This window comes from Saccharothrix sp., from assembly GCF_031180885.1.
Classification (GTDB): Bacteria; Actinomycetota; Actinomycetes; order Mycobacteriales; family Pseudonocardiaceae; genus Actinosynnema.
In genome coordinates, this window is sequence record NZ_JAPSLK010000017.1 from 98,856 (window position 1) to 124,123 (window position 25,268).

A 25,268-nucleotide genomic window follows, 5' to 3' on the forward strand; every position below is an offset into this window, starting at 1 on the left:
CCGGTCGACAGGATACTGTATGCAATTATCGCGAAGGCGAGGGACGTCATGAGAGTCGCAGTTCTCGGGGCCGGGGCCATCGGGGCCTACGTCGGCGCTGCGCTGCACCGAGGTGGCGCGGAAGTTCATCTGATCGCTCGAGGTGCGCACCTTCAGGCCATGCAGCACAAAGGGGTTCGGGTGCGCAGTGCGCGCGGGGACTTCAGCGCGAAGCCGCACGCGACCGCCGACCCCACCGAAGTCGGCCCGGTCGACTTCGTGTTCCTCGGACTGAAAGCCCACCAGTACGCGAGTTGCGGGCCCCTGCTCGAACCGCTCCTCGGACCGGACACCGCCATCGTCGCCGCCCAGAACGGCATCCCCTGGTGGTACTTCCACGGCCTCGCCGGCCACCCCCTGGAAGGCACCCGCATCGAAGCCGTCGACCCCCGAGGCTCGGTCACCGCCGTCCTGGAAACCCAGCGGGCGATCGGGTGTGTCGTCTACTGCTCCACCGAAATCGAAGCACCCGGTGTCATCCGGCACGTCGAAGGCACGCGGTTCTCGCTCGGGGAGCCCAACCGCACAGTCTCCGAACGGGTCAAACTCCTCAGCGAAGCCATGATCGCGGGCGGCCTGAAGGCGCCGGTCGAGCGGGACCTCCGGGAGGACATCTGGGTCAAGCTCATGGGCAACGTCGCCTTCAACCCACTCAGCGCCCTCACCCGCGCGACCATGGCCGAGATCTGCGCCCACCGCGACACCCGTGAACTCGTCGCCCTCATGATGGCCGAGACGATCGCCGTCGCCCGCGCGGTCGGGTGTGAACCGAAGGTGTCCATCGAGAAGCGGATCGACGGGGCTCGGCGGGTCGGGGACCACAAGACCTCCATGCTCCAGGACCTGGAGGCGGGCAAGGCGTTGGAGATCGACGCCATCATCGGCGCGGTCGTCGAGATCGCGGGGTTGACCGGGGTCGCCGCGCCCACCCTGCGCAGCGTCTACGCGGCCACGGACCTGTTGGCGCGCAAAGCAGTCACCCTCTGAAAGGACCGCTAATGGACCAACCCATCCGGAAGCCGGGCACGTCCTGGCCGGAGCTGTACGAGCGGTGTCGGCGGGTCGCGCCCGAGGCTTTCCACGACGACCGGTTGCTCAACCACGTGGGTGGGCGGTGGCGGCGCAGCGGGACGGCAGGGGAAGCCACCTCGCCGGTGGACGGGTCGACCATCGCCGGACCGCCTCGCGTCGACGCCGTCACAGCCGCCGAAGCGACCCGGAAAGCCGCGGAACAGCACGAGAAGTGGCGGAGAACAGCACTCGCGGAACGCAGGAACAAGACGAGTGCCGCCCTGGACGACCTGCGGGAGCACCGGGACCTGCTCGCCCTCCTGCTGGTGTGGGAGATCGGCAAGCCCTGGAAACAAGCGACCGCCGACGTCGACCGGTGCATCGACGGAGTTCGTTGGTACGTCGAGGAAATCGACCCCATGCTGGCCGGCCGCACCCCTCTGCACGGCCCGGTCAGCAACATCGCCAGCTGGAACTACCCGATGAGCGTCCTCATGCACGCCATGCTCGTGCAGTCCCTGGCGGGCAACGCGGTCATCGCCAAGGCGCCCACCGACGGCGGCGTCGCGTGCCTGACCCTGGCCACCGCCCTCGCCGTCCGCCACGGCCTGCCGCTCACCCTGGTCAGCGGCAGCGGTCGGGAGCTGTCCCCGGTGCTCGTCGGCGCGCCGGAGATCGGCTGCCTGTCGTTCGTCGGCGGACGCGGTGCGGGCGGCGAGATCGTGTCCGCGCTGGACCCGAGCAAACGACACGTGCTCGAACAAGAAGGCCTCAACACCTGGGGCGTCTGGGAGTTCAGCGAATGGGACAACCTGAAACCCCAGCTGCGCAAGGCATTCGACTACGGCAAGCAGCGGTGCACGGCCTACCCGAGGTACGTGGTGCAACGCGAGCTGTTCGACGAATTCCTAGCCGTCTACCTGGAGTCGTTGCGGGAACTGCGGTTCGGGCACCCGTTGGCGGTCGACCACGCCGATGATCCGTTGCCGGAACTGGACTTCGGCCCGCTCATCACCGACGCCAAGGCGAAGGAACTGGCGGACGCGGTCGAGGAGGCGATCGGCAAGGGCGGGGTGCCGCTGTACCGGGGATCGTTGACCGACGGGCGTTTCCTGCCCGACCAGGACACCTCCGCCTACTTCGCCCCGGTCGCCCTGCTCGCGCCGCCGCCGTCGAGCCCGCTGCACCACGCCGAGCCGTTCGGACCGGTCGACACGGTCGTCCTGGTCGACACCGAGGCCGAACTCCTGGCCGCCATGAACGCCAGCAACGGCGCACTGGTCGCCTCGCTGTCCTGCGACGACGAGTCCACCGCACGCCGGCTCGCCGCCGACGTCAACGCGTTCAAGGTCGGCATCAACGCCCCGCGGTCGCGCGGTGACCGCGACGAGGTGTTCGGCGGGCGGGGCGCGTCGTGGCGCGGTGCGTTCGTCGGCGGGGCGCTGCTGGTGCACGCGGTCACCGAAGGGCCGCCCGGCGAACGCCTGTACGGCAACTTCCCGTCCTACTCGCTGTACCCACCGACCTGAGGAGGCCGTGATGTCCTACCGCGCCACCGTCCAGCGGATCGTCCGCACCGTGGTCGAGCCCCGGGCGGCGGAGGTCGACCGGGACGGCCGGTTCCCGCGCGAGGCGGTGCGGGCGTGCCACGGGGTGCTCGGGCTGACCATGTCGCGTGGGGTCGGCGGGGGCGGGCACGGGTTGGCGGAGGCGAGTTGGGTCGTGGAGCGGTTCGCGCGGGCGTGTGCCAGCACGGGAACCGTGTTGCAGTCCCATTTCGCGGCCGCTGCGGCGTTGGATCGGTTGGCGGACCGGGGTTTCCGGGGCGAGTTGGCGTCTGGGCGGCATCTGGCCTCACTTGCGGTGTTCGGGGCGGACGGGTGGTTCCTGAGTCCGGCCGGCACGGCGGTCCAACGCGGGACGGTGGTCGACCTGCGGGACCGCAAGAGCGGTGTGGTGTCGGCGGCGGAGGCGGACAGCTACCTGTGGTCGGCGCTGGACGGTCGCGGGCGGACGGCGCTGTGGCTCGTGCCGGGCAACGCGCCGGGGCTGCTGGTGCCGGTGAGCCGGCAGGGGATCGGCTTGCGCGGCAACGCTTCCACCACCGTGTGGGCCGACCCCGCGCAGGTGCCGGCGGACTGCGCGCTGGGTGACGGGTTCGACGCTCTCGTGCACCGCGTGCTGCCGTGGCACGTGGTGCTGGGCGCGTCGGTCGGGCTCGGGATCATGGAAGGGGCGATCGAGGCGGCGGAACGGGCGGCGGCCCCTCGGGCGTCCGTCGTCCGGATGCGGTTGCGGGCGGACGCGGTGCGGGTCCTGCACGCCGACGCGGTGGCGGCGGTGGGGTGGGAGCCGGAACGGGCGCGGCGGAAGCTGGGCCAGTTGGCGGTGGCGTCGGCGGAGGCCGTGACGGCGGTGACAGATCTGGCGGTCAAGACCTGCGGGGACGCCGCTTTCGACGGTGAACTGGGCTTGGAGCGCCGGTTCCGCGACGCGCGGGCGCTGTGCGCGATGGCCCCGACGGCGGACGCGGTGGTCGAGTTCATCGCGCGAGGCGAACGCCTGGGCGCGTAGGCACCGAGCGTGCCGGGCGGCTACCCGGGAGTGCGGTTTTCGTTACCCGGCCGGGTGATGGGCGGCGCTTGCCCGAGAACCGGCACCGATAGTGGGGTGAGTGGCGACCGGGCGGGGGAGGCGTGGGCGGCGCCGGGACTGGGGGCAGGTCTCGGCCCTGGTGTCCGCGTTGGCGGCGGTGGGGGCGGAGGTGTTCACCGCGCTGTCGCTGCGGGCCACGCGGGACCAGGTCGAGATCGCCGAGCGCGGGCAGGTCACCGACCGGTACAGCAAGGCGGTCGAGCAGCTCGCCCACGGCCGGTTCGAGGTGCGGCTCGGCGCGGTGCACGCGTTGGAGCAGATCGCGCGGGACTCGGCGTCGCACCGGGCGGTCCTCGCGGGCGCCGACCTCGACGGGCGAACCTCGCGGGCGCGTACGTCCGGGACGCGGACTTCACCGGCGCCACGGTCGACTTCGACCAGGCGCTCAAAGCCGGCGCGATCGACGACTACCCGCCGGACCCGCCGGCGTGCGGACTGTGAAAGGAGACCGGGCATGGCGCAGAACTGCCCGAACGGCACCGCCTGGCAGGACGGGTGGTACTACCCCGACCCGCCGGGCGACGGCAGCGGGTTGCGGCAGTACGCCAAGGGCCAGTGCTTCGCCGGCAGACTTGGCACGACCTGGCGGTTCAAGCACTCGATCCTGCCGCCCGAACCGCCGTACCCGCCGGGTCCGTGGGGTGGTGCGGGCTCGCCGTCCTGACGCGCCCGCACCGGCCCTGTCTGCGCACGCCGGGCGCGGCCTCCGGCCCCGGAACGATCATCTCACGCGACACCGACAATTCCGGTGGAGCGGGCTGACGGCCCGGTCGGTGCACGCCGGCACGGACCGGCCCGGTCAGTGCACGCCCAGCACGCCGTCCACCCGGCGCGGGATGCCCAGCGGGTTGTCCGCCCGCAGCTCCGCCGGCAGCAGGGCGTCCGGCCACGACTGGTAGGTCACCGGGGCCAGCCACCGCCGGATCGAGGTCGCGCCGACCGACGTGTGCAGCGGGTTGGTGGTGGCGGGCCACGGGCCGCCGTGGTGCATGCCCCACGCCACCGCCACCCCGGTCGGCCAGCCGTTGAAGATCAGCCGCCCGGCGACCCCGGCCAGCGCGGACGCGACCGCCCCGGCCAGCCCGTGCTCGTCGTTCGAGGCGTGCACGGTGCCGGTGAGCGTGCCGGGCAGCCGGGGCAGCACCTCCAGCAGGGCCTCGGGGTCGGTGTAGGTGACGACGATCCCGGCCGGCCCGAAGTGCTCCTCGGTCAGCTTCTCCAGGTTCTCGGCGAACACGTCCAGCGGCACCTCGAACAGCTTCGGCGCGGCCGTGAACCCCTCCTCCGGCGCGCTACCGGCGGCGACCTGCTTGGCCAGCCCGGACGCGGCCAGCTCCTCGGTGCCCGACCGGTAGGAGTCCGACATCCGCTCGTTGAGCATCGCGCCACCGGTCGTCCCGTCGACCGCGGACGCCAGCGCCGGCACCAGGGACTCCGGCGCGAACAGCAGCCCCGGGTTGGTGCAGAACTGCCCCACGCCCATGGTGAGCGACCCGGCGAACCCGGTCGCCACCTCCTCCGCCCGGGTCGCCGCCGCACCCGGCAGCACCACGGCCGGGTTCACGCTGCCCAGCTCGCCGTAGAACGGGATCGGGTCCGGCCGCCCCTGCGCGATGTCGAACAACGCCCGCCCGCCGCCGGTCGACCCGGTGAACCCGACCGCCTTCACCGCCGGGTGCTTGATCAGCGTCACGCCCGCCTCGGTGCCGTAGACGATCCCGAACACCCCGTCCGGCACCACGGAAGCCACCACGCGCGCGGTCTCCTGGGACGTCCCGGGGTGCGCCGAGTGCGCCTTCACGATCACCGGGCACCCGGCGGCCAGCGCGGACGCCGTGTCCCCGCCCGCGACCGAGAACGCGAACGGGAAGTTCGACGCGGAGAAGACCGAGACCGTCCCGAGTGGACGGAGCATCCGCCGCAGCACCGGCCGGGGCGGGACGGTGTCCGGGTCCGCCGAGTCCAGCACCGCCTCGACGTAACCGCCCTCCCGCAGCACCTGCCCGAACAGCCGCAGCTGGTTGGTGGTCCGCTTCAGCTCGCCGGACAGCCGGGGCACGCCCAGCGCCGTCTCCGCGTCCGCCACCGCGACCAGGGTCTCGGCGGACGCGTCCAGCGCGTCGGCCACCCGTTCCAGCACGTCCGCCCGCTCCGCCGCGGGCAGCGCCGACCAGGCCGGGAACGCGTCCGCGGCGGCCCGCGCCAGCACGTCGACCTGGTCGTCGGTGGTGGCCGGGACCGGCTCCCCGAACGGCTCGCCGGTCCGGGGGTCGTAGCCCTGCACGACGGTCACCGACCCGCCTCCTTCACAGCCGTGTCGAACTCCGGGCCGCACCAGGTGCCGCCCAGGTACTTGTGCGCCAACGAGTCGGGGTCGCCCTCGGGGACGTCCGCCGCGAACACCTCGGAGTCGTCCTTCGACTCGTACCCCAGCGCGCGGGCCTCGTCCAGGGAGAACCAGCGCCGCGTGTTGTCCGAGACGCCCCACACCACCCGGAAGCCCGGCGACGGCGCGGACAGGCACGCCTCGAACAGCCGTGCGCCGTCGTCCGGTGACAGCCAGGTGGACAGCATCCGGGCGTCCTTGGGCCGTTCGAAGCACGACCCGATGCGCACGGCGATGACGTCCATGCCGTACCGGCTCGCGTACAGGCTGCCCAGCGCCTCCAACGCCACCTTGCTCACGCCGTAGTAGGTGTCCGGCTGCGGGAACAGGTAGTCGCCCGCCTCGCCCGACGACCGCTCGTAGAAGCCCACGGCGTGGTTGGAGCTGGCCAGGACCACCCGGTTGACCCCGTTGCGCCGCGCGGCCTCCAGCACCACGTGCGTGCCGTTGATGTTCACGTCGAGGATCTGCGCCCACGGCTGTTCCAGGCTGTGCCCGCCCAGGTGGATCACCGCGTCGACGCCCTCGCACGCGGCGTCCATCGCGGCCTGGTCGGTCACCGAGGCCCGCACCACCTCGACGGCCTCGCCCTCGGCGGCCGGCGGCTGCTCGCCGATGTCCAGCAGCCGCAGCACTCGGCCGGGCGCGGCGAGCCGGGTGCGCATCAAAGTGCCCACCCCACCGGCGGAACCGGTGATCAAAATGCGTGAAGTCACTGGAATCCTCTCGCCGGAATTCAGCGGCCGAACTGCCTCAGCAGCTCGGTAATCGTTCGAGCGCCGTGCAAAAGCGCGTCCACAACCTGCTTCTCGTGCTCCGGCGTGAGCCGCCCCAAAGGCACCGAACAGCTCATCGCGTCCAGAACCGGCGACCGATAGGGCAGCGCGACCGCGAAACAGCCCAGACCGGGCGTGTTCTCCTCGCGTTCGTGGGCGTAGCCCACGGACCGGAACCCGGCCAACTGGGCGTGCAGCGCGCCCCGGTCCACCACCGTGTTCGGCGTCAGCGGCTCCAGCCTGACCGGCAGGATCGCGTCCACCTCCTGCGGCGTGCGGGCCGCCAGCAGCGCCTTGCCCAGGGACGTCGAGTGCGCGGGCAGGCGGCGACCCACGCGCGAGACGACCCGGAGGTGGTGCTCGGACTCCCGGCTGGCCAGGTAGACCACGTCGGAGCCGTCGAGGCGGGCCAGGTGGACCGTCTCGTTGATCTCCCGGCGGACCTGCTCCATGACCCGGATCGCGACCTGCACGACCGGGTCGTGGTCCAGGTACGAGGTGCCGACGAGCAGGGCGCGCACGCCGATGCCGTAGGTGCCGCGGGTGGTGTCCAGCTCGACCCAGCCGCGCGCGACGAGCGTCTGCAACAGCATGTAGAGGCTCGACTTGGGGTAGCTCAGCTCGCGGTGCAGTTCGGTCAGCGTCAGCGGGCGCTCCGACGCCGACAGCACCTCCAGCAACTCCACCGTCCGGTCGGCCGATTTGACCGCGTTCGGCCGTGCGGGTGACGCGGGACCAGTCACCTGTCCTCCCCGGTGAGTACTGAGACGCGCTTCTTGACACGTCGCAGTGGCGATTCTTACAGTCCGCCCATCACGTTCACAAGTACGACTCCGTTTCACGCATGTGAACAAGGAGAGCGCTCATGAGAACATCCCGCCGGTCCGTCACCGCTGCCGCTGCACTGGCCGTCGTGGGACTCGTCGGCTCGGCCTGCGGCACCTCGTCCGGCGGGGCCCAAGTCCAGCAGGACCCCAACGCGCCGTTCGAGGTGTGGACGCGCAGCACCGAGGCGCCCGCGAAGGTCTACGCGAAGCTGTTCGCCGACTTCGAGCAGAAGACCGGCGTCAAGGTGGACTACAAGCCGATCTTCACCGACTTCGAGAAGCAGCTCCAGCAGCGCGCGGCCTCGAAGGACCTGCCGGACGTCATCATCAACGACACCGGCTCGCTCGGCACGCTGGTCCAGCAGGGCCTGGTCCCCGAGCTGGACCGCGCCTCCGTCGTCGGCAACGGCGACATCGTCGAGCGGGCCTGGGAGAGCGCCAAGGGGGCGGACGGCAAGTACTACGGCGTCCCGTTCTCCGCGCAGTCGTTCGTCACCCTGATCCGCAAGGACTGGCGGGAAAAACTCGGCAAGCCGCTGCCGCGGACCTGGGCCGACCTCGCCGACCTGGCCACCGCGTTCACCACGCAGGACCCGGACGGTGACGGCCAGGCCAACACCTACGGGATGCTCGTCCCGGGCACCACCGACCGCGGCTACCTGGCCTGGTGGGCGTCGAGCTACCTGCTCCAGGCGGGCGGCGACATCGTCAAGGCCGACGGCGACAAGTACGCCGTCGCCATCGACTCCGCCGAGTCGGTCAAGGCCGTCGAGTGGATCCGCGGGCTGTTCTGCGACAGCAAGGTCGTCGTGCCCGGCGCGCTGACGCTCAACACCAACGACGCGCACGCGTTCTTCGAGTCCGGCAAGGCCGGCATCTACCACACCGGCCCGTACATGTTCGGCCGCTTCGACCAGAAGCTGGGCAAGGACAAGTACGAGGTCATCGCGCCTCCGGCCGGTCCGGCGGGCGTCGGGTCGCTGGCCGAGGGCGAGAACGTCTACCTGATGGCCGGGTCGCCGCGGGTGGCCGACCAGAAGAAGCTCGCCGAGTTTTTGATCAGCGCGGGCGCGCAGCAGGCCGGCATGAAGGGCGAGACGCAGCCGGTGGTCCGGCTGCCGGTCAACAAGAACGTGGACGTGGAGACCGTCTACAACGACGCCCGCTGGAACACCGTGGCCAAGCTCTACCAGGACAGCGCGAAGCCGTTCCCGAGCCTGCCGAACTTCCAGCCGTTCCGGCAGCAGACCGCCGAGGGCCTCAACGGCATCCTCGCCACCTGCGCCACCGACGTGAAGGGCGAGTTGAGCAAGCTCGCCGGGAACCTGAAGAAGGAGCTCCAGGCGCAAGGGATGGCCAAGTGACGGCGGTGGAGACCGCCCGAGACGTGGGGGCGACGGCCAACGGCGGCGGTGCCGTCGGTCCCCACCCCGTGGGGCGGCGCCGCGAGCGCCGCCTCACGGGCGCCACCCCCTGGCTGTTCCTCGCCCCCGCGCTGCTGCTGTTCGTGGTCTTCAAGTACGTGCCGATGGCCGAGGGCATCCGGCTGAGCCTGTTCCAGGTGCGGCCGTTCCTCGGGGACCTGTTCGTGGGCATGGACAACTACGTCCGCATCCTGGAGGACGACCGGTTCCGCTCGGCCATCGGCCGGACGTTCCTGCTCGCCGCGGGCCAGACCGCCGGGGCGATGCTCATCGGGTTCGCGCTGGCGCTGCTGCTGGAGGGCCACGCCCGGTCGCTGTGGTTCGTGCGGTCGGCGGTGTTCCTGCCGGTGGTCGCGGCCACCGCGGTGATCGGCGAGATCTGGCGGCTGCTGTACTACCCGGCCCCCGAGGGGTTCATCAACAACATCCTGTCGTTCGTCGGCCTCGGTCCGCTGACCTTCCTGGACAGCCCGGACTCCGCGCTGTGGTCGGTGATGGCGGTGGGCATCTGGAAGGGCGCCCCGTACGACATGGTGTTGATCCTCGCGGGTCTCGCGGGCATCGACCGGCAGCAGTACGAGGCCGCCGAGATCGACGGTGCCTCGACGTGGCAACGCATCCGTTACGTCACGCTGCCCGCGCTGCGGCCGGTGGTGACGATCCTGCTGACCCTGGCGGCGATTCGCGGACTGCGGACGTTCACCGAGGTCTACGTGCTCACCGGCGGCGGCCCGGCCGGGTCGACCGACGTGTGGATGACCCGCGTGTTCTCCGTGGCGTTCGAGCGCAACGAACTCGGGATCGCGTCGGCGGGTTCGGTGCTGCTGTTCCTGATCACCTTCGCGCTGACCGTCACCGTGCAGCTCTACCGGAGGAGGAAAGCCTCGTGAGCGTCGCGGAGAAGTGCGAGACCGCGCTGGGCTGGCGTTCCGACCGGTCGTCGTGGGTGTCGCGGGGCGTGCGGGTGCTGCTGTGCGTGGGCGCGGTCCTGTTCTTCACCGGGCCGCTGCTCACGATCTTCTCCGGCGCGTTCGACGACAACCCCGACCCGACCAAGCTGTCGGTGGTGCCCGACAACCCGTCGCTGGACAACTTCCGGGCGGCCGGCGAGAACCGGATCTGGCACTACCTGGGCAACTCGCTGATCATCGCGGGCGGCGCGCTGCTGCTCCAGCTCTCGGTCAGCGTGTTCGCCGCGTACGCGTTGGCGCGCAAGAAGTTCCGCGGTCAGGCGCTGGTCCTGCTGGCCGTCCTCACCACCATGATGCTGCCCGAGGAGGTGATCGCCATCCCGCTGTCGCTGGTGATCGGCGACCTCCCGGTGCTGGGCATCAGCCTCAAGGGCACGCTGCTCGGCGTCATCCTGCCGCTGGGCGCGTGGGGCTTCTCCATCTTCGTCATGACCGAGTTCATGAAGGAGATCCCGGTGGAGATCGAGGAGGCGGCCACCGTGGACGGCGCGGGGGAGCTGCGGATCTTCGCCCAGATCATCCTCCCGCTGTGCAAGCCGGCGCTCGGCGTGGTCGCCGTGTTCGGCTTCAACATGATCTGGGAGCAGTACCTGCTGCCGCTCATCGTGGCCACCGACCCGTCCGACTACACGCTGACCGTCGCCCTGCTGTCGTTGCGCTCCGACGACCAGGTCGGTCCGGGCATCGTGCTGGCCGGGGCGCTGCTGGCGCTGGTGCCGAGCCTGCTCGTGTACCTGTCGCTGCAAAAGTCTTTCCTGCGTGGGATCACCACCGGAGCGATCAAGGGATGAAGGTCGGTATGCAACTTGATGGGGTGCTGTTCTTCCCGGTGACGCCGTTCGACCCGGACGGGGCCGTCGCCGAGCACGTGCTGGCCGAGCACGTGAAGCGCGGGGTGGCGGCGGGCGCGGGCGGGGTGTTCGTCGCGTGCGGCACCGGCGAGTTCCACGCCCTGGACCTCGCGGAGTTCGAGCGCGCGGTGGCCGTGGCGGTCGAGTCGACGGCCGGGCGGGTGCCGGTGTTCGCGGGCGCGGGCGGTCCGTTGCCGGTGGCCAAGGCCTGCGCCCGCGCGGCCCGGGACGCCGGCGCCGACGGGTTGCTGCTGCTGCCGCCGTACCTGGTGACCAACCCGCCGCGCGGGCTCGTCCGGTACGTCGCCGAGGTCGCGGGGGCGACCGAGCTGCCGCTGATCGTGTACCAGCGCAACAACGCGGTGTTCACGCCGGAGACGGCGGTGGAGGTCGCGTCGCTGCCCACGGTGGTCGGGTTCAAGGACGGCCTGGGCGACATCGACCTGTTGCAGCGCATCGTGCTGGCGGTGCGGGCGGAGGTGGACAAGCCGTTCCAGTTCTTCAACGGCCTGCCCACCGCGGAGCTGACCGTGCCCGCGTACCGGGGGATCGGCGTGGAGCTGTACTCGTCGGCGGTGTTCTGCTTCGCGCCGGACATCTCCCTGGGCTTCTACCAGGCCGTGCAGGACGGTGACGACGAACTGGTCCGCCGCTACCTCACCGAGTTCTACCGGCCGTTCGTGGAGCTGCGCGACCAGGTCCCGGGTTACGCGGTGGCGCTGGTCAAGGCGGCCGTGAAGGCGACCGGGCTGGACGTCGGCGGGGTGCGCCCGCCGTTGCTGGACCCGACCGACGAGCACCTGGCGGAGCTGGAGAAGATCGTCGCGGCTGGACGGGAGCTGGCAGCGTGAAGATCACCTCGGTAGACCTGACCCCCGTCGCGTTCCGGGACCCGCCGCTGCTGAACTCCGTCGGCTGCCATGAACCCTGGGCGCTGCGCACGATCGTCGAGGTGCACACCGACGAGGGCATTTCCGGGCTCGGTGAGACCTACGGCGACATCGGCCACCTGACCCGGCTGCGCAACGTCGCGCCCGCGTTGACCGGTCTGGACGTCCACGACCTCAACGGCCTGCACGCCCGCGTCACCACGGCGCTGGGCGGCGAGACCGGGTCCGACCGGCACGGCTTGACCGGCAAGCTGACCGTCGAGTCCACTGTGGACCGCGTGTTCGCCGCGTTCGAGGTCGCCGGCTGGGACATCCGGGGCAAGGCCCTGGGCCGTCCGGTGGTGGACCTGCTGGGAGGCGCTGTGCGGACCGCCGTGCCGTACAGCGCCTACCTGTTCTACAAGTGGGCCGGGCACCCCGGTGCCGAGCCGGACGAGTTCGGCGAGGCGCTGGACCCGGACGGCATCGTCGCCCAGGCCCGGATGCTGGTGGAGCGGCACGGCTTCGGCTCGATCAAGCTCAAGGGCGGGGTGTACGCGCCGGAGGAGGAGATCGAGGCCATCCGGGCGCTGCGCGCGGCGTTCCCGGACCACCCGCTGCGGCTGGACCCCAACGCGGCGTGGACTCCTGCGACGGCGTTGAAGGTCGCTGCCGAGTTGGACGGGGTGCTGGAGTACCTGGAGGACCCGTCGCCGGAGATCGCCGGCATGGCGGAGGTCGCGCGGTCGTCGCCGTTGCCGCTGGCCACGAACATGTGCGTGGTGGCGTTCGAGCACATCGCCCGGTCGGTGGAGTTGGGGGCGGTGCAGGTCATCCTGTCCGACCACCACTACTGGGGCGGGCTGTCGCGGTCCAAGGAACTGGCCGCGATCTGCCGGACGTTCGACATCGGCTTGTCCATGCACTCCAACTCGCACCTGGGCATCAGCCTGGCGGCCATGACCCACCTCGCCGCCGCCACGCCCAACCTGAACTACGCCTGCGACACCCACTACCCGTGGAACTCGGCGGACGACGTGCTGATCTCGTCTCTGTCCTTTGTGGACGGTGCGTTGCCGGTGCCGTCCGGCCCCGGGTTGGGTGTCGAGCTGGACCGGGACGCGCTGGCCCGGTTGGCCGAGAACTACCGGAAGTGCGGGTTGGTGCAGCGCGACGACACCGGGTACATGCAGCAGCACGACCCGAGCTACGAGAGGAAGCGCCCCCGGTGGTGACGACCGTCGCCCACGTCTACCCGTGGGACATCATCGGTGATCCTGCGGCCGTGCGACGGGTTGCCGGGCTGGGGGTGGACGCCGTGGCGCTCGCGGCGGCGTACCACACGGTTCGCGCGGCCACGCCGTTCCACCCCGCGCACCGGCTGGTCGACGCCCGGCACGCGGCGTTCTACCTGCCGGTGCGAAAGGAGAAGTTCGGCCGCCTGGTGCCTGCTGAACCGTCCTGGGTTTCGCCCGACTCGTACCGGACCGCGTCGGATGCTCTGGAGGCGGCCGGGCTGCCGGTGTACGCGTGGACCGTGCTCACGCACAGCAGCCGACTCGGCGACCTGCACCCCGACGTCGTGGTGCGCAACGCTTTCGGCGACGACTACCCGTACGCGCTGTGCCCGGCGCAACCCGATGTGGTGGAGTACGCGCGCGCGTTGGTGTCCGAGGTGCTGGAACTGGGGCAGCCGGACGGGATCGTGCTGGAGGCGTGCGGGCCGTTGGGGTTCGTGCACGGCGGCCACCACGAGAAGACCGACGGCACCGATTGGACTCCCGTTCAGCAGAAGTTGCTGTCGCTGTGCTTCTGCTCGGTGTGCGCTGCTCGGTATCCCGAGGGGACCGCCGACGCGGTGCGGGCCGGGGTCGACGGTGGTGCGGAGTCGGTCGAGGAAGCGTTGGGGGAGTTGGCGTCGGACGTCCGGGCGGTCCGGACGGGCGTGTCACGCGACCTGCGGCGGGAGTTGGTGGCGCTGGCGGGTGACGTGCGGGTGGTCGTGCACGCGACGGCCGATCCGTGGGGCACCGGGCCGTTCGCGACCGTGGCGGACGGGGTGGGCGCGGAGGTCGACGTGCTGACGTTGACCTGTTGGCCGGGGCCGGAGGTGGCGGTGCCCGCGATCGAGGCGTTGCGGGCGTTCGACGTGCGGACGGCCGCTTACGTCCTGGGTCTGCCCCCGCGAGCCGTCGACGGGGACGAGCTGTTGGCGGAGTGGCTGGCGTATGCCAAGGCCGGGGTGGAGGAGTTCCACGTCTACCACGCCGGACTCGCCTCTTCAGCCAGGCTGGACGCGCTGCGGCACGCCGTCCACGGCATCCGGAGTCACCTGAACGGGTAACTGTGAAAAGGGCGGAGCAACCCGGTGCGCGGGCGGCTCCGTCCTCCCGACATGAGAAGCCTAGGAACCGTCATCGGCGCGGGCGCGCTGCTCCTGCTGACCGCCTGCGCTTCGACCCAGCCCTCGGTGGCCCCGGGCAACAGCGGTCCGACGCTGACCACCGCGCCGAGCACCGCGCCCTCCGCCGAGGAACCGGAATTCGACAGCCCCGTGCCGCCGGGCGCCAGGGAAGTGCCCAAGGAGAAGGTCGACGCCGCCGCCGTCCCCGAGGACCGGCCGCGCACGGTGTGGACCGAGGGCGACGGCAGCACCATCGGCCTGGTCGCGCAGGAAGCGGGCTGCGGCAAGGCCAGCGTGGAGGTCGCCGAGCAGGGTCCGCAGGTGGTGAAGGTGGTGATGGTGGAGACCACGCCCAAGGAGTCCCAGATCTGCACCATGGACATCCGCTACCCACCGCTGACCGCCAAGCTCGACGCCCCGCTGGGCCAGCGCGTGGTCGTTCTGACCACCAGGCAGGACCAGAAGTAGGTCCAAGCCTGTTGGACGCTCGCGCGGTTCCGGGGCCGGCAAATACGCGAGCGTCCAGCAGCCTGTCCCCCAAGACGCCCGCCGCTCACGTGCGGCGGGACCAACGTTCCACCTCTCCCCCCGGTGCCCGGTCGCGAGGCCGCGTCGGCTTGTCGTGCCGCGTTTCGCTCCGATCACGTTCTTCGATCGGAGCGAAACGCGGCACGACGGGCCGACTAAAGGCGGGCTCGCCGCGACGCCGGAGGCGGCGCCATCCAACACAGCCCCGTCGGCCGGGCACCTTGCAACCCTTGCGCGGCGAAGTACCGTCCTACGGCTATGAGGAAGTTCGCCGTCGCCCTCGCCGCGCTCGCCCTGGCCGGCTGCACCAACAGCACGCCGACGTCCCCGTACCCAGGCGGCACGTCGCCCGGCGGTCAGTCGACGGCCACCGCACCCTCGTCACCGTCGACAACGTTGTCATCGCCGACCGACCGACCTCAGCCGCCGCCGCAGTCGAGCGCCGAGCCGTTGCCGGGTGGTCCGACGCCGGTGCCGGCCGAGCGAATCGACGCCAGCACGTTGTCCGAGCTTTACAAGAAGGACGTTCAGGTTTCGGCAGACGGTCGGACCCTGCGCGTGATCGGTCTCGCGGGTGGCTGCAAGCGGGCGTCGGCCGAGGTCGCGGCGCAGGCGGCGGACCAGGTCTGGATCACGCTCGTCACGACCTACTACCCGCCCGCCGGCGGTGGCCTGTGCACCCAGGAGTTGTACGACGTGCCCCTCAACGTCACCCTGGACGCCCCGCTGGGCGACCGCCGAGTGGTCCTGGAGTCCCGTGAAGACACCGCATGACCACCCGATCGGGTGATCTAGCATTCGGCGGATGCCGATCCCCGACGCGTTGAACACCGCCTTGGCGGACCCGAAGTTCTGGGCGATGTACTGCTTCGAAGAGGACTTCGAGGGCTACGACGAGTACTTCGACGAGGACAACCACGTCCTCGCCTTCCCGCTGGGCGGCGGGTACTCGCTCGACCTCGACATCAGCGACTCGTACTTCGACCTCGGCCTGCGGGTGCCGGGTGCGGACGAGCCGGTCACCGTCGGCTGGTCCGACGAGGCCCACTTCCACCCGCACACCCTGCGCTGGGACGAACTGGACCTGGTCTGCCGGGCCGCTGCCCTGGTCGACCCCGACCTGCGCCACCCCGGCCCGGGGCTCGCGCTGCTGAGCCGGTTCGTGGTGATCAGCGCGTACGACGACATCGACACCATCGAGTCACTGCTGCACGCCGCGTTCACCGGCCTCAAGCCGAAGGACGCCGAGGGCTTCTGGCCCGACGCCGACGACATCGCGGGCCGCGTCGACTTCCGGCACCAGGCCGTGGTGTGGCACCGGGACACCGACGGCAACTACAGCGTGCACAAGGACATCACGGCGTTCGACGGCACGGACGTCTACAGCACCCGCATGCGCGGCTCGGAGTTCCCGTGGGCGGACTGGAGGTCCATGCTCGACCAGGCCGAACGCACCCTCGCCGGCGCCGTCGACCCGACCTGGCTGGAACCCCTGGCCGTCGGCAAGCTCCTCGACCGCGCCGTCACCGACCGCGACCCGGCCGCCGCACCGGAACTGGCCCGCACCCTGGCCGACGCCGGCTGCGCGAACCAGACGATCCTGAACGCGCTCACCGACCCGGTCCACCCCGCCGAAACCGCGTGGGTCCTCGAACTCCTCAGCACCGCCCCGCGCGGCACCCTGCTGCGCGGCCTGCCGACCACCGACGCCCGCGTGTGGTGGCCGCGCGCTTGACCTTCACGCGGGCGTCAATCTTTACGTTCGCGGCATGACGTTCAACGGCAAGGCAGTGATCGTGACGGGCGGCGGCACGGGCATCGGGCGCGCCACCGCCCGCAGCTTCGCCGAGCGGGGCGCGCGGGTGCTGGTCGTCGGCCGCACCGCCGCCCGGCTCGCGGAGACCGCCGAGGGCCTGCCCGGCATCCACCCGCTCGCCCTCGACATCGCCGACCCGGACGCGCCGGGCACGATCGTCGACACGGCGGTGCGCGAGTTCGGCCGGCTCGACGTGCTGGTCAACAACGCCGGCGTGGTCCGGCACGGCTACGACCGCGACGCGGTGATGGACATGGTGACGACCAACCTGCTGGCCCCGTCCCACCTCGCCGAAGCCGCCCGCCCGCACCTCGCCGAGTCCAAGGGCGTGATCGTCAACGTCAGCACGTCGATCGGGCAGCGGGGCTGGCCGATGCCGGGCGGCGCGCTGTACGCGGCCCTGAAGAGCGCTTTGGAGTCGCTGACCCGCAGCTGGGCCGTGCAGTTCGCGCCGGACGTGCGGGTGGTCGCCGTCGCGCCCGGTCCGATCGCCACGCCGATCGGCCTGCACCAGGGCCTGACGCCGGAGCAGAACACGGCGGTGCAGGAAGCCCTGGTCGCGCACGTCCCGCTGAAGCGGATCGGGCGGCCGGAGGAGGTGGCGTTCTGGATCACCCGACTGGCGAGCCCCGAGGCCGCCTTCACGACCGGTGTGGTGCTGCCGGTGGACGGGGGCGCGGTCGTCGCGTGACGTACCGTCGGACGGGTGAAGATCGGGGAGTTGGCGCGGGTCACCGGGGTGTCGACGCGGGCGTTGCGGTTCTACGAGGAGAACGGGCTGCTGGAGTCCGACCGCCTGGCCAACGGCTACCGCGTCTACCCGGACACGGCGGTCGCGCGCGTCCGCAACATCCGGAACCTGCTGGACCACGGCCTCACGCTGGAGGACGTGGCCCACTTCAGTAGCTGCCTGGATGGTGACGTGATGTCGGCGAACCCCGATCCCCAACTCGTGGCCGTCGCGCGGCGGAGGTTGGCCGTCCTGGACGAACGCATCGAAGCGCTCGTCCAGGTCCGCGACCAACTGGCCGAAGCGCTTACTTCCGGAAGGTGATCTGGAAGGTCGGCGCGGAGGTCTCGGCGAAGAAGTCGTTGCCCTTGTCGTCCACCACGATGAACGCCGGGAAGTCCTCCACCTCGATCTTCCAGACCGCCTCCATGCCCAGCTCGGGGTATTCCAGCACCTCGACCTTGCGGATGCAGTCCTGCGCCAGCCGCGCCGCCGGGCCGCCGATCGAGCCCAGGTAGAAGCCGCCGTGCGTCTGGCACGCGTTCGTCACCTGCGCCGACCGGTTGCCCTTGGCCAGCATCACCATCGAGCCGCCCGCCGCCTGGAACTGCTCGACGTAGGAGTCCATGCGGCCGGCCGTGGTCGGGCCGAACGAGCCGGACGCGTAGCCCTCGGGCGTCTTCGCCGGACCGGCGTAGTACACCGGGTGGTCCTTCATGTACTGCGGCATCGGCTCGCCCGCGTCGAGGCGTTCCTTGATCTTGGCGTGCGCGATGTCGCGGGCCACCACCAGCGGACCGGTCAGCGACACGCGGGTCTTCACCGGCAGCTTCGACAGGGTCTCGCGGATCTCCGCCATCGGGCGGGTCAGGTCGATCCGGACCACCTCGTCGGACAGGTCCTCGCCCGGCACGTCCGGCAGGAACTGCGCCGGGTCGCGCTCCAACTGCTCCAGCCACACGCCCTCGGGCGTGATCTTCGCCTTGGCCTGGCGGTCCGCGGAGCACGACACCGCGATGCCGACCGGGCAGGACGCGCCGTGCCGGGGCAGCCGGATCACGCGCACGTCGTGGCAGAAGTACTTGCCGCCGAACTGCGCGCCGATGCCGAAGTTCCGGGTCAGCTCCAGGACCTGCTGCTCCAGGTCGACGTCCCGGAACGCGTGGCCCGCGGCGGAGCCCTCGGTCGGCAGGTGGTCCAGGTACCGGGCGGACGCGAGCTTGGCGACCTTCAGGTTCTGCTCGGCGGACAGCCCGCCGACGACCACGGCCAGGTGGTACGGCGGGCACGCGGCCGTGCCCAGGGAGCGCAGCTTCTCGTCCAGGAACCGGGCCAGGCGCGCGGGGTTCAGCAGCGCCTTGGTCTCCTGGTACAGGAACGTCTTGTTGGCCGAACCGCCGCCCTTGGCCATGAACAGGAACTCGTACTTGGGTTCCGTGCCGGGCGCGGAGAACAGGTCGATCTGCGCGGGCAGGTTGGTGCCGGTGTTCTTCTCGTCCCAGAAGGTGACCGGCGCCATCTGCGAGTACCGCAGGTTCAGCTCCTGGTAGGCCTCGAAGATGCCGCGCGAGAGGGCTTCCGCGTCCGTGCCGCCGGTGAGGACGGACTCGGTGCGCTTGCCCATGACGATCGCCGTGCCGGTGTCCTGGCACATCGGCAGCACGCCGCCGGCGGAGATGCACGCGTTGCGCAGCAGGTCCATGGCGACGAACCGGTCGTTGCCGCTGGCCTCGGGGTCGTCGACGATCGCGCGCAACTGCTTGAGGTGCGACGAGCGCAGCAGGTGCTGGATGTCGCGGATCGCCTCCTTGGCGAGCAGCGTCAGCGTCGACGGCTCGACCTGGAGGAACTTCCGGCCGGCGGCTTCGACCACGGACACGCCTTCGGAGGTGACCAGGCGGTACTCCGTGGTGGTGTCCGGGCCGAGCGGCAGGACGTCGGTGTACTCGAAAGCTGTGGTGGGCACTGCGGGCACGTCGCGGGCTCCCTTGCGCGCGTTCGGGTTCCGACGAACCTATACCCAGCGGTCCGGTCCGGTCCCTCCACCGTGGTGTGATTCGCGTCGTGGTGGAGAGCACTTCGAAGCGGCGGCTGGGTGTCGGGGAACTCGACGCGGTGGTGCGGGAGGCGTTGGGCGTCGGTCTCGCGTCTTCTGCCGAGCTGACCGAGGGCATGTTCAACACGGCGTACCGGCTGACGACGGTCGACGGCCGCGAGGCCGTGCTGAAGGTCGCACCGCCCGCCGATGTGCCGTTGATGACGTACGAGCGCAACCTGATGCGCACGGAGGCCCTGGCCTTCTCCCTGATGGCTGCTCGCGGCCTGCCGGTCCCGTCGGTGTTGCTGGCCTCGGACGACCTGCTGCTGATGACCGCTTTGCGGGGAACCCCTTGGAACGCGGCTGCTCTGTCGGACGCCGAGCGGGCGGCGCTGCGGCGGGAGCTGGGGGAGATCGTGCGGGCGCTGCACGGGATCACCGGGGACGTGTTCGGCTATCCCCAGGGGCCCAACGGGTCGACGTGGCGGTCGGCGTTCCTGGCGATGGTGGACGCGGTGCTGGCGGATGCGCGCCGGTTCGGGGTGGAGCTGCCGGACGTGCGGCCGGCGTTCGCGGCGCGGGCTCACCTGTTGGACGAGGTGACGTCACCTGTGCTGGTGCACTTCGACCTGTGGGAGGCCAACATCTTCTTGGCGGACGGCCGGATCGAGGGAATCATCGACCCGGAACGGGCGATGTTCGGCGACCCCTTGGCCGAGTTGGCAACGGTGGCCCTGTTCACAGACGTGGATGCGGACTTCTTGGCCGGCTACGGACGCAGCGAACCGTTCACGCCGGCGGAAGAGACCAGAATCGCCCTGTACCGGGCATATCTCTGCCTGATCATGATTGTCGAGGGCGTGCCGCGGGGTTACAGCGGTGAAGAACGTGACGCGCACGTGGCGTTCTTCCGGCAGAAGCTCGCCGAGTACCTGGGCTGACGACCACCGCCGCGAGGCCGCGTCGGCTTGTCGCGTCGCCTTTCCCGACGATCATGCTTTCGATCGGCGGGAAGCACGGCGCGACGAGTCGACTTTCAGGCGGCCTCGCCGCCGCGACGCCAGTCGCGGCCGAAAATGCGGAAGGCCGGGCCGGCCCCCGACCGCCCCGACCTTCCTCAGCGTGCGACAGCCCTCGCGAGATGGGGCGGGGGTGTCGCAAAGCTCGTGTAACACGCGACCGTGCCGTGATCGGCGTCACAAGTCAACACGGCTGAACGGGTGATCCGCGTCACCGGCCGGCGCAGCCCGCAGTCGCCGGCCGGTGCACCGCGATCAACCGACGATCACTAGCTGGCGTAAGCGCGCAGCTTGGCGGCCCGCTCGCCCTGCCGCAGCTTGGCCATGACCTCGCGCTCGATCTGCCGCACCCGCTCCCGCGACAGCCCGAACTGCTTGCCGATCTGGTCCAACGTGCGCGGCTGGCCGTCCTCCAGGCCGTAGCGCAGCCGGATCACCGCCTGCTCGCGCGGCTCCAGCGTGGCCAGCACGCGGCGCAGGTCGTCCTGCAGCAGGCCGGAGATGACGGCGCTCTCCGCGTCCGTCGCGTCGGAGTCCTCGATGAAGTCGCCCAGCGGGGCGTCCTCCTCGGTGCCGACCGGCATGTCCAGGCTCACCGGGTCGCGGGCGTGGTCGAGCAGGTCGGCCACCTTGTCCGGCGTCAGGCCCGATTCGCGCGCCAGCTCGTCGTTGGTCGCCTCACGGCCCAGCTGCTGGTGCAGGTCGCGCTTGATCCGCGCCAGCTTGTTCACCTGCTCGACGAGGTGGACGGGCAGCCGGATGGTGCGGCCCTGGTCCGCCATTCCCCGGGTGATCGCCTGGCGGATCCACCACGTCGCGTAGGTCGAGAACTTGAATCCCTTGGTGTAGTCGAACTTCTCCACCGCGCGGATCAGACCCAGGTTCCCTTCCTGGATCAGGTCGAGCAGCGGCATTCCACGGCCGGTGTATCGCTTGGCCAGCGAAACGACCAGGCGGAGATTCGCTTCGAGCAAGTGGTTCTTCGCGACGTGGCCGTCGCGGATCAGCTGGCGCAGTTCCCCCTTGCGCGTGGCCGACAGGTTCGAGCCCGTCTCCAGCATGTGCTGGGCGAAGACCCCCGCCTCGATCCGCTTCGCGAGTTCGACCTCCTCGGCCGCGGTGAGCAGCGCTGTCTTCCCGATCCCGTTCAGGTACACCCGAACCAGGTCGGCGGCCGGGCCCTGGGCGTCGAGGTCGAACTCGGCGCTCGTGGTGGTCGTGTCGCTCTCGACCTCGCGGTCGAGGACCTTCGGGACGGTCATGGAGCTTCCCTCCCCCTTGTCGCGGGCTGGCAGTGCGGTCACGCATCCCGCGCTGCGCTGCGCGAGGTTGCCTTTCGGCTGTCATCGGGGGAAACGTTCGCCGGTGCGAAATGGTTCCCGCCTCCCCGATCTGAGAGACGTCAGTGCCGTCACAGCGGTTGCGCCACGAATCCTGAGATTTGGCTGAGAAGGATCTAGAGTTCCACCAACACGGTGAAGGGACCGTCGTTCACACTCCGCACCGACATCATCGCCCCGAACCGCCCGGTTTCCACCCGAGCGCCCTTCTGGCGCAGTTCCCGCACCACCGCGTCGACCAACGGCTCCGCGTGCTCGGGCCGTGCGGCGGCGGTCCAAGACGGCCGCCGACCCTTCCGCGTCTCTCCGTAGAGTGTGAATTGGCTCACAACGAGCAGGGGTGCGCCGGTCGTGGCGCACGACTCCTCGTCCCGCAGGATGCGCAGCTCGTGCAGTTTCCGCGCCATCAACGGGGCTTTGGCCTCGGTGTCGTCGGCGTGGACGCCCAGGAGCACGAGAAGTCCCGGCTCGTCGATCGCGCCCACGCGCTCCCCGTCCACGGTCACCTCCGCCTCGGTGACCCGCGCCACAACTGCTCTCACGCCGGCACCACCATGCCGTGCCGCACCAGCTCCCGGACGACCGGCAACGCCGCGTGCGCGAGGTCCTCGGCCGACAGGTCGTTGGCGTAGGCCAACAGGGTGATCAGGTCTTCCAGGGGCAGCGCGCCCCGGAAACCGGCGAGCAGGCGCGCGGCGGTCTCGTCCAGCTCGTGCTGCCACCCCGGCCCGTCCGTGCGGTGCAGGCGGCGCACGACCGACGCCCAGCCGTCCTCGGCCGGCGCGGAGACCTCCTCCAGCAGAACCGTCTCCGGCACGGTGAACCGGGTGGCCAGGAGCGCGTCGTTGTCGTGGGTGCGCAGCCACTCGACCCGGTCCAGCCAGGCCGCGGACTCCGGCCCCAGCGGGTCGTCGTAGGCGTGGCGCAGGTCTTCGCAGACCACCTCGGGGTGCGCGGCGTCGGTCCGGCGCAGGGTCACGAAGCCGAAACCGATGCCCTCCACGTCCTGCTCGGCGAACCAGTCCAGCCAGGCCGACGCCTTCGCGCGGCCCTCCTCGGACCGGGGGTCGACGCCCGCGTCCCGCAGCCACGTGCCGACGTAGAGCGTGGGGTCGGCCACGTCCCGCTGGACGAACCAGGCGTCCACGTTGCGCGGCAGCCACGACGAGACCCGGTCCGCCCAGTCCTCGCCACGCCGGTGCAGCCAGGACGCGAGGAGCTGGCCGATCCCGCCCTCGCTGAGGAACGACGGCAGCTGCCGCACCACGAGCGCGCTCGCGTCGTCCCCGCCCAACCCGGAGTCGCGGTAGACGTAGTCCACCCGCGGCGGCCCGACCACGAACGGCGGGTTGCACACCACCTGGTCGAACTTCCGGTTGCGCAGCGGCGCGAACCACTCGCCCTGCCGGAGTTCGACGTCGATGTCGTTGAGCCGGAACGTCCCCTGCGCGAGCCGGAGCGCCCGCTCGGACACGTCCGTCGCGGTGATCTTGCGCGCGTGCCGGCTGGCGTGCAGCGCCTGGACCCCGCAGCCCGTGCCCAGGTCGAGCAGCGTCTCGACGGGTCGGCGTGACGTCGCCCGGGCGAGGCTGATCGACGCGTGCCCCACCCCGAGCACGTGATCGGCCGGCACCGGCCCGCCCCGCTGCTCGGAGTCCAGGTCCGCGATCACCCACCAGGACCCCTCGTCGTCCCCGTACGGCCTGATGTCCAGGCCCGCGCGCACCCGGTCCCCGTCCCGGACCAGCACCTGCGCGCCCACGGCCTCGTCGAGGTCCAGGCCGTCCAGCGCCTTGCGCACGGCGGCGGGCTCCTCGGCGTCGCCGAGCAGGAACAGCCGGACCAGGGTGCCCAGCTCGCCGGCGTCGGCGGTGGCGCGCCGGGCGGCCTCCGGCTCACCCCGGCCCAACGCGGCGTGCGCCTGGGGCCCGAGGACGTCCACGACCCCGTCGGCGTCGTACCCGGCGTTCTGGAACGCGCCCCGCAGGCGCGCGGTCAGCGATGTGGAGAGATCAGGAAGCACACCGGATTCTCCCACTCCACCCCGACCGGGTCCCGATTGAGCTATGCGCACGAATCAAAGAAAGATGGCGAGAGCGATGGCCATGGCGAGTCGCTGGTCCGCGTCCTCCAAAGGAAGTGGCGTGACTTCAGCCATTTTCTGCATCCGATAACGCAACGTGTTCGGGTGAACCGAAAGCGCCCGAGCCGCCTCCCGGGCGTCACCCTGAGCCGCCAGCCAAGCCCGCAAAGTCGCCGCGTACTGGGTCCCGTGCTCCTCGTCGTGCCGCACGAGTTCCGCCACCGGCCCGCGCGCCGGCAGCCGGCCGCTCGACGCGACCGCGGCCAGGCGCCGGAGCAGGACCTGCGCCCACGAGTGGTCGTACACGACCGGGTCACCCGTCGAGAGGGCCAGGCACTCGTCGGCTTCGTGCCGCGAGGCGGGGAGCTGGGCGGCTTCCGCCCGCCCCCCGATCCCGGTCTCCAGGACGACCTCCGGCGGCAGTTCGCGGCGCAGCGAACGGACCCAGTCGATCGCCGCCGCCGGGTCGTCGCCGCACGGCAGGACGGTGTAGAGGACGTTGCCGAACAGGGCGCTCCGGCCCGGCCTTGACCAGCCAAAACCGGCGGTTGCGCGTTCGAAGGCGAGCAGCGCCGCGCCGTGCTCGCCCTCCCCGGCGTGGGCCTGCACCGCGATCACCCGCAGGTCCGTGCTCGGCAGGCCCAACCGGGGCAGGTTGGCCCCGCTGTCCAGCGCCCCGATGACCAGGTCGGCCTCGGCCTGCCGCTCCAGGTCCGCCGAGGCGCGTGCCCGCAGCAGGTGCAGGGCGGCGGTGCGAGCCCCGTCCGCCAGGGCGGCGTGGCGGGCCGGGTCGACGTCCTGGTCGACCTCCACCCACACCGACCCGAGGAGTTCCCGACCGGCCCGGACCGCGGCCACCAGCCGGCCCCCGAGCTGGTCGGTCAGCTTGGGCACGAACAGCGGCTCGTCGCTGCGGGACAGGTGGGTGAAGACGCCGTACTCGTCCAGGGCCTGCCGCGCCTCCTCCGGCACCCGCCGGCCCAGGATGGTCTGCACCCGCACCTGGTCCACGCCCTGCTGCCGGTACGAGTAGGCCAGCACGCGGGACTGCTGGTCCTCGATGGTGACCGGGCCGCCCACCACGGCGGCGATGGCGTCGGCCACCGCGAACAGGTCGCCGGAGCCCTTGCGCCGGCCGCCCAGGACCAGGGTCTGCGCCACGTTCGCCAGCTGCCCCCACGGCACCGAGGGCTCCACCAGCAGCACCGCCGCGCCCGAGCGCTTGGCGGCCGCGATCACCCGTTCGTCCAGCGGCGGCCGGCCGTGCAGGACCACGGCCGCCGCGGCGGTCGAGCCGACCAGGCGCGCGGCGGCTGTGGGGGTGGGGACGCCCAGGCCGAGGAGGACGTCGTCGGGGGCGGCGGTGGCGGGTTCGGCCGGGTCGTGCAGGGCGACGCCGCGCAGTTCGACGTCCCGGCCGCGGGGCGCGCAGCTCAGGTGCGTGCCCAGGCTGCCGAGCACGTCCACCAGCCGATCAAGGGCCACCACTCCTCGGATCGTA

General features: G+C 71.2%; 24 protein-coding genes. 16 read left to right on the forward strand and 8 right to left on the reverse strand.

Going from position 1 to position 25,268, the window contains the following annotated elements; all coding sequences use genetic code 11:
• Positions 1 to 48: 48 nt before the first annotated feature.
• The 4 genes from RIN75_RS21200 (at position 49) to RIN75_RS21215 (ending at position 4,369) form a co-directional block, all read left to right on the forward strand.
• Complete coding sequence (locus RIN75_RS21200) at positions 49 to 1,026, forward strand: 2-dehydropantoate 2-reductase (protein ID WP_309113722.1); 978 nt, start codon at positions 49 to 51, stop codon at positions 1,024 to 1,026.
• Between the two features lie 11 nt (positions 1,027 to 1,037).
• Positions 1,038 to 2,579 carry an aldehyde dehydrogenase family protein gene (locus RIN75_RS21205; protein WP_309113723.1) on the forward strand — a complete coding sequence of 514 codons (1,542 nt, stop codon included), beginning with the start codon at positions 1,038 to 1,040 and terminating at the stop codon, positions 2,577 to 2,579.
• Between the two features lie 10 nt (positions 2,580 to 2,589).
• The gene (locus RIN75_RS21210) at positions 2,590 to 3,624 is read left to right on the forward strand and encodes an acyl-CoA dehydrogenase family protein (RefSeq protein WP_309113724.1); all 1,035 of its coding nucleotides are present in this window, start codon (positions 2,590 to 2,592) and stop codon (positions 3,622 to 3,624) included.
• Positions 3,625 to 3,724: 100 nt separating this feature from the next.
• A complete protein-coding gene (locus tag RIN75_RS21215; RefSeq protein WP_309113725.1) occupies positions 3,725 to 4,369 on the forward strand; it encodes a hypothetical protein in 645 nt (214 codons plus the stop codon).
• 135 nt (positions 4,370 to 4,504) lie between these two features.
• On the opposite strand, the gene RIN75_RS21220 is transcribed toward RIN75_RS21215, so the two are convergent.
• From RIN75_RS21220 to RIN75_RS21230, 3 genes are read right to left on the reverse strand one after another with little or no spacing between them, the layout of a single operon-like run.
• Positions 4,505 to 5,998: an aldehyde dehydrogenase (NADP(+)) gene (locus RIN75_RS21220; protein ID WP_309113726.1), complete on the reverse strand. Its 1,494-nt coding sequence runs from the start codon at positions 5,996 to 5,998 to the stop codon at positions 4,505 to 4,507.
• Entirely contained in the window at positions 5,995 to 6,807 is an 813-nt protein-coding gene (locus RIN75_RS21225) for an NAD(P)-dependent oxidoreductase (RefSeq protein ID WP_309113727.1), read from the reverse strand. Before RIN75_RS21225 ends, RIN75_RS21220 begins: the two co-directional genes overlap by 4 nt.
• 20 nt (positions 6,808 to 6,827) lie before the next feature.
• Positions 6,828 to 7,610 (reverse strand): IclR family transcriptional regulator, encoded by a 783-nt coding sequence (locus RIN75_RS21230; RefSeq protein ID WP_309113728.1) that lies wholly within the window; start codon positions 7,608 to 7,610, stop codon positions 6,828 to 6,830.
• A gap of 122 nt (positions 7,611 to 7,732) precedes the next feature.
• Here RIN75_RS21230 and RIN75_RS21235 point away from each other — a divergent pair, with 122 nt between their 5' ends.
• From RIN75_RS21235 to RIN75_RS21285, 11 genes are all read left to right on the forward strand, one after another.
• The gene (locus RIN75_RS21235) at positions 7,733 to 9,058 is read left to right on the forward strand and encodes a sugar ABC transporter substrate-binding protein (RefSeq protein ID WP_309113729.1); all 1,326 of its coding nucleotides are present in this window, start codon (positions 7,733 to 7,735) and stop codon (positions 9,056 to 9,058) included.
• On the forward strand, positions 9,055 to 10,008 hold the full coding sequence (locus tag RIN75_RS21240) for a sugar ABC transporter permease (RefSeq protein ID WP_309113730.1): 954 nt from the start codon (positions 9,055 to 9,057) through the stop codon (positions 10,006 to 10,008). Before RIN75_RS21235 ends, RIN75_RS21240 begins: the two co-directional genes overlap by 4 nt.
• The gene (locus RIN75_RS21245) at positions 10,005 to 10,880 is read left to right on the forward strand and encodes a carbohydrate ABC transporter permease (protein WP_309113731.1); all 876 of its coding nucleotides are present in this window, start codon (positions 10,005 to 10,007) and stop codon (positions 10,878 to 10,880) included. Before RIN75_RS21240 ends, RIN75_RS21245 begins: the two co-directional genes overlap by 4 nt.
• A gap of 8 nt (positions 10,881 to 10,888) precedes the next feature.
• Positions 10,889 to 11,791: a 5-dehydro-4-deoxyglucarate dehydratase gene (locus RIN75_RS21250; protein ID WP_309113732.1), complete on the forward strand. Its 903-nt coding sequence runs from the start codon at positions 10,889 to 10,891 to the stop codon at positions 11,789 to 11,791.
• A complete protein-coding gene (locus RIN75_RS21255) occupies positions 11,788 to 13,044 on the forward strand; it encodes a glucarate dehydratase family protein (protein ID WP_309113733.1) in 1,257 nt (418 codons plus the stop codon). The genes RIN75_RS21250 and RIN75_RS21255 overlap by 4 nt, the downstream gene beginning before the upstream one ends.
• On the forward strand, positions 13,041 to 14,153 hold the full coding sequence (locus RIN75_RS21260; RefSeq protein ID WP_309113734.1) for a hypothetical protein: 1,113 nt from the start codon (positions 13,041 to 13,043) through the stop codon (positions 14,151 to 14,153). Before RIN75_RS21255 ends, RIN75_RS21260 begins: the two co-directional genes overlap by 4 nt.
• Before the next feature lie 51 nt (positions 14,154 to 14,204).
• Positions 14,205 to 14,681, forward strand: coding sequence for a hypothetical protein (locus RIN75_RS21265; protein WP_309113735.1), 477 nt, complete (start codon positions 14,205 to 14,207; stop codon positions 14,679 to 14,681).
• Between the two features lie 318 nt (positions 14,682 to 14,999).
• Positions 15,000 to 15,515 (forward strand): hypothetical protein, encoded by a 516-nt coding sequence (locus RIN75_RS21270; RefSeq protein ID WP_309113736.1) that lies wholly within the window; start codon positions 15,000 to 15,002, stop codon positions 15,513 to 15,515.
• Positions 15,516 to 15,546: 31 nt separating this feature from the next.
• Positions 15,547 to 16,476, forward strand: a complete 930-nt coding sequence (locus RIN75_RS21275) for a hypothetical protein (protein ID WP_309113737.1) — start codon at positions 15,547 to 15,549, stop codon at positions 16,474 to 16,476.
• A gap of 34 nt (positions 16,477 to 16,510) precedes the next feature.
• Positions 16,511 to 17,248: an SDR family oxidoreductase gene (locus tag RIN75_RS21280; protein WP_309113738.1), complete on the forward strand. Its 738-nt coding sequence runs from the start codon at positions 16,511 to 16,513 to the stop codon at positions 17,246 to 17,248.
• A 15-nt stretch (positions 17,249 to 17,263) separates the two neighbouring features.
• On the forward strand, positions 17,264 to 17,611 hold the full coding sequence (locus RIN75_RS21285) for a MerR family transcriptional regulator (protein WP_309113739.1): 348 nt from the start codon (positions 17,264 to 17,266) through the stop codon (positions 17,609 to 17,611).
• Here RIN75_RS21285 and RIN75_RS21290 read toward each other — a convergent pair.
• Positions 17,595 to 19,262 carry a fumarate hydratase gene (locus RIN75_RS21290; RefSeq protein WP_309113740.1) on the reverse strand — a complete coding sequence of 556 codons (1,668 nt, stop codon included), beginning with the start codon at positions 19,260 to 19,262 and terminating at the stop codon, positions 17,595 to 17,597. The genes RIN75_RS21285 and RIN75_RS21290 overlap by 17 nt on opposite strands.
• An 89-nt stretch (positions 19,263 to 19,351) precedes the next feature.
• On the opposite strand from RIN75_RS21290, the gene RIN75_RS21295 reads away from it, so the two are divergent.
• Positions 19,352 to 20,266 carry an aminoglycoside phosphotransferase family protein gene (locus RIN75_RS21295; protein WP_309113741.1) on the forward strand — a complete coding sequence of 305 codons (915 nt, stop codon included), beginning with the start codon at positions 19,352 to 19,354 and terminating at the stop codon, positions 20,264 to 20,266.
• A gap of 347 nt (positions 20,267 to 20,613) precedes the next feature.
• Here RIN75_RS21295 and RIN75_RS21300 read toward each other — a convergent pair whose 3' ends face one another.
• The 4 genes from RIN75_RS21300 to RIN75_RS21315 form a co-directional block, all read right to left on the reverse strand.
• A complete protein-coding gene (locus RIN75_RS21300; protein ID WP_309113742.1) occupies positions 20,614 to 21,606 on the reverse strand; it encodes a sigma-70 family RNA polymerase sigma factor in 993 nt (330 codons plus the stop codon).
• Positions 21,607 to 21,800: 194 nt separating this feature from the next.
• Positions 21,801 to 22,226, reverse strand: a complete 426-nt coding sequence (gene dtd / locus RIN75_RS21305; RefSeq protein WP_309113743.1) for a D-aminoacyl-tRNA deacylase — start codon at positions 22,224 to 22,226, stop codon at positions 21,801 to 21,803.
• Entirely contained in the window at positions 22,223 to 23,707 is a 1,485-nt protein-coding gene (locus tag RIN75_RS21310; protein ID WP_309113744.1) for a methyltransferase, read from the reverse strand. Before RIN75_RS21310 ends, dtd begins: the two co-directional genes overlap by 4 nt.
• A 54-nt stretch (positions 23,708 to 23,761) precedes the next feature.
• On the reverse strand, positions 23,762 to 25,255 hold the full coding sequence (locus RIN75_RS21315) for a helix-turn-helix domain-containing protein (RefSeq protein ID WP_309113745.1): 1,494 nt from the start codon (positions 25,253 to 25,255) through the stop codon (positions 23,762 to 23,764).
• Positions 25,256 to 25,268 lie beyond the last annotated feature (13 nt).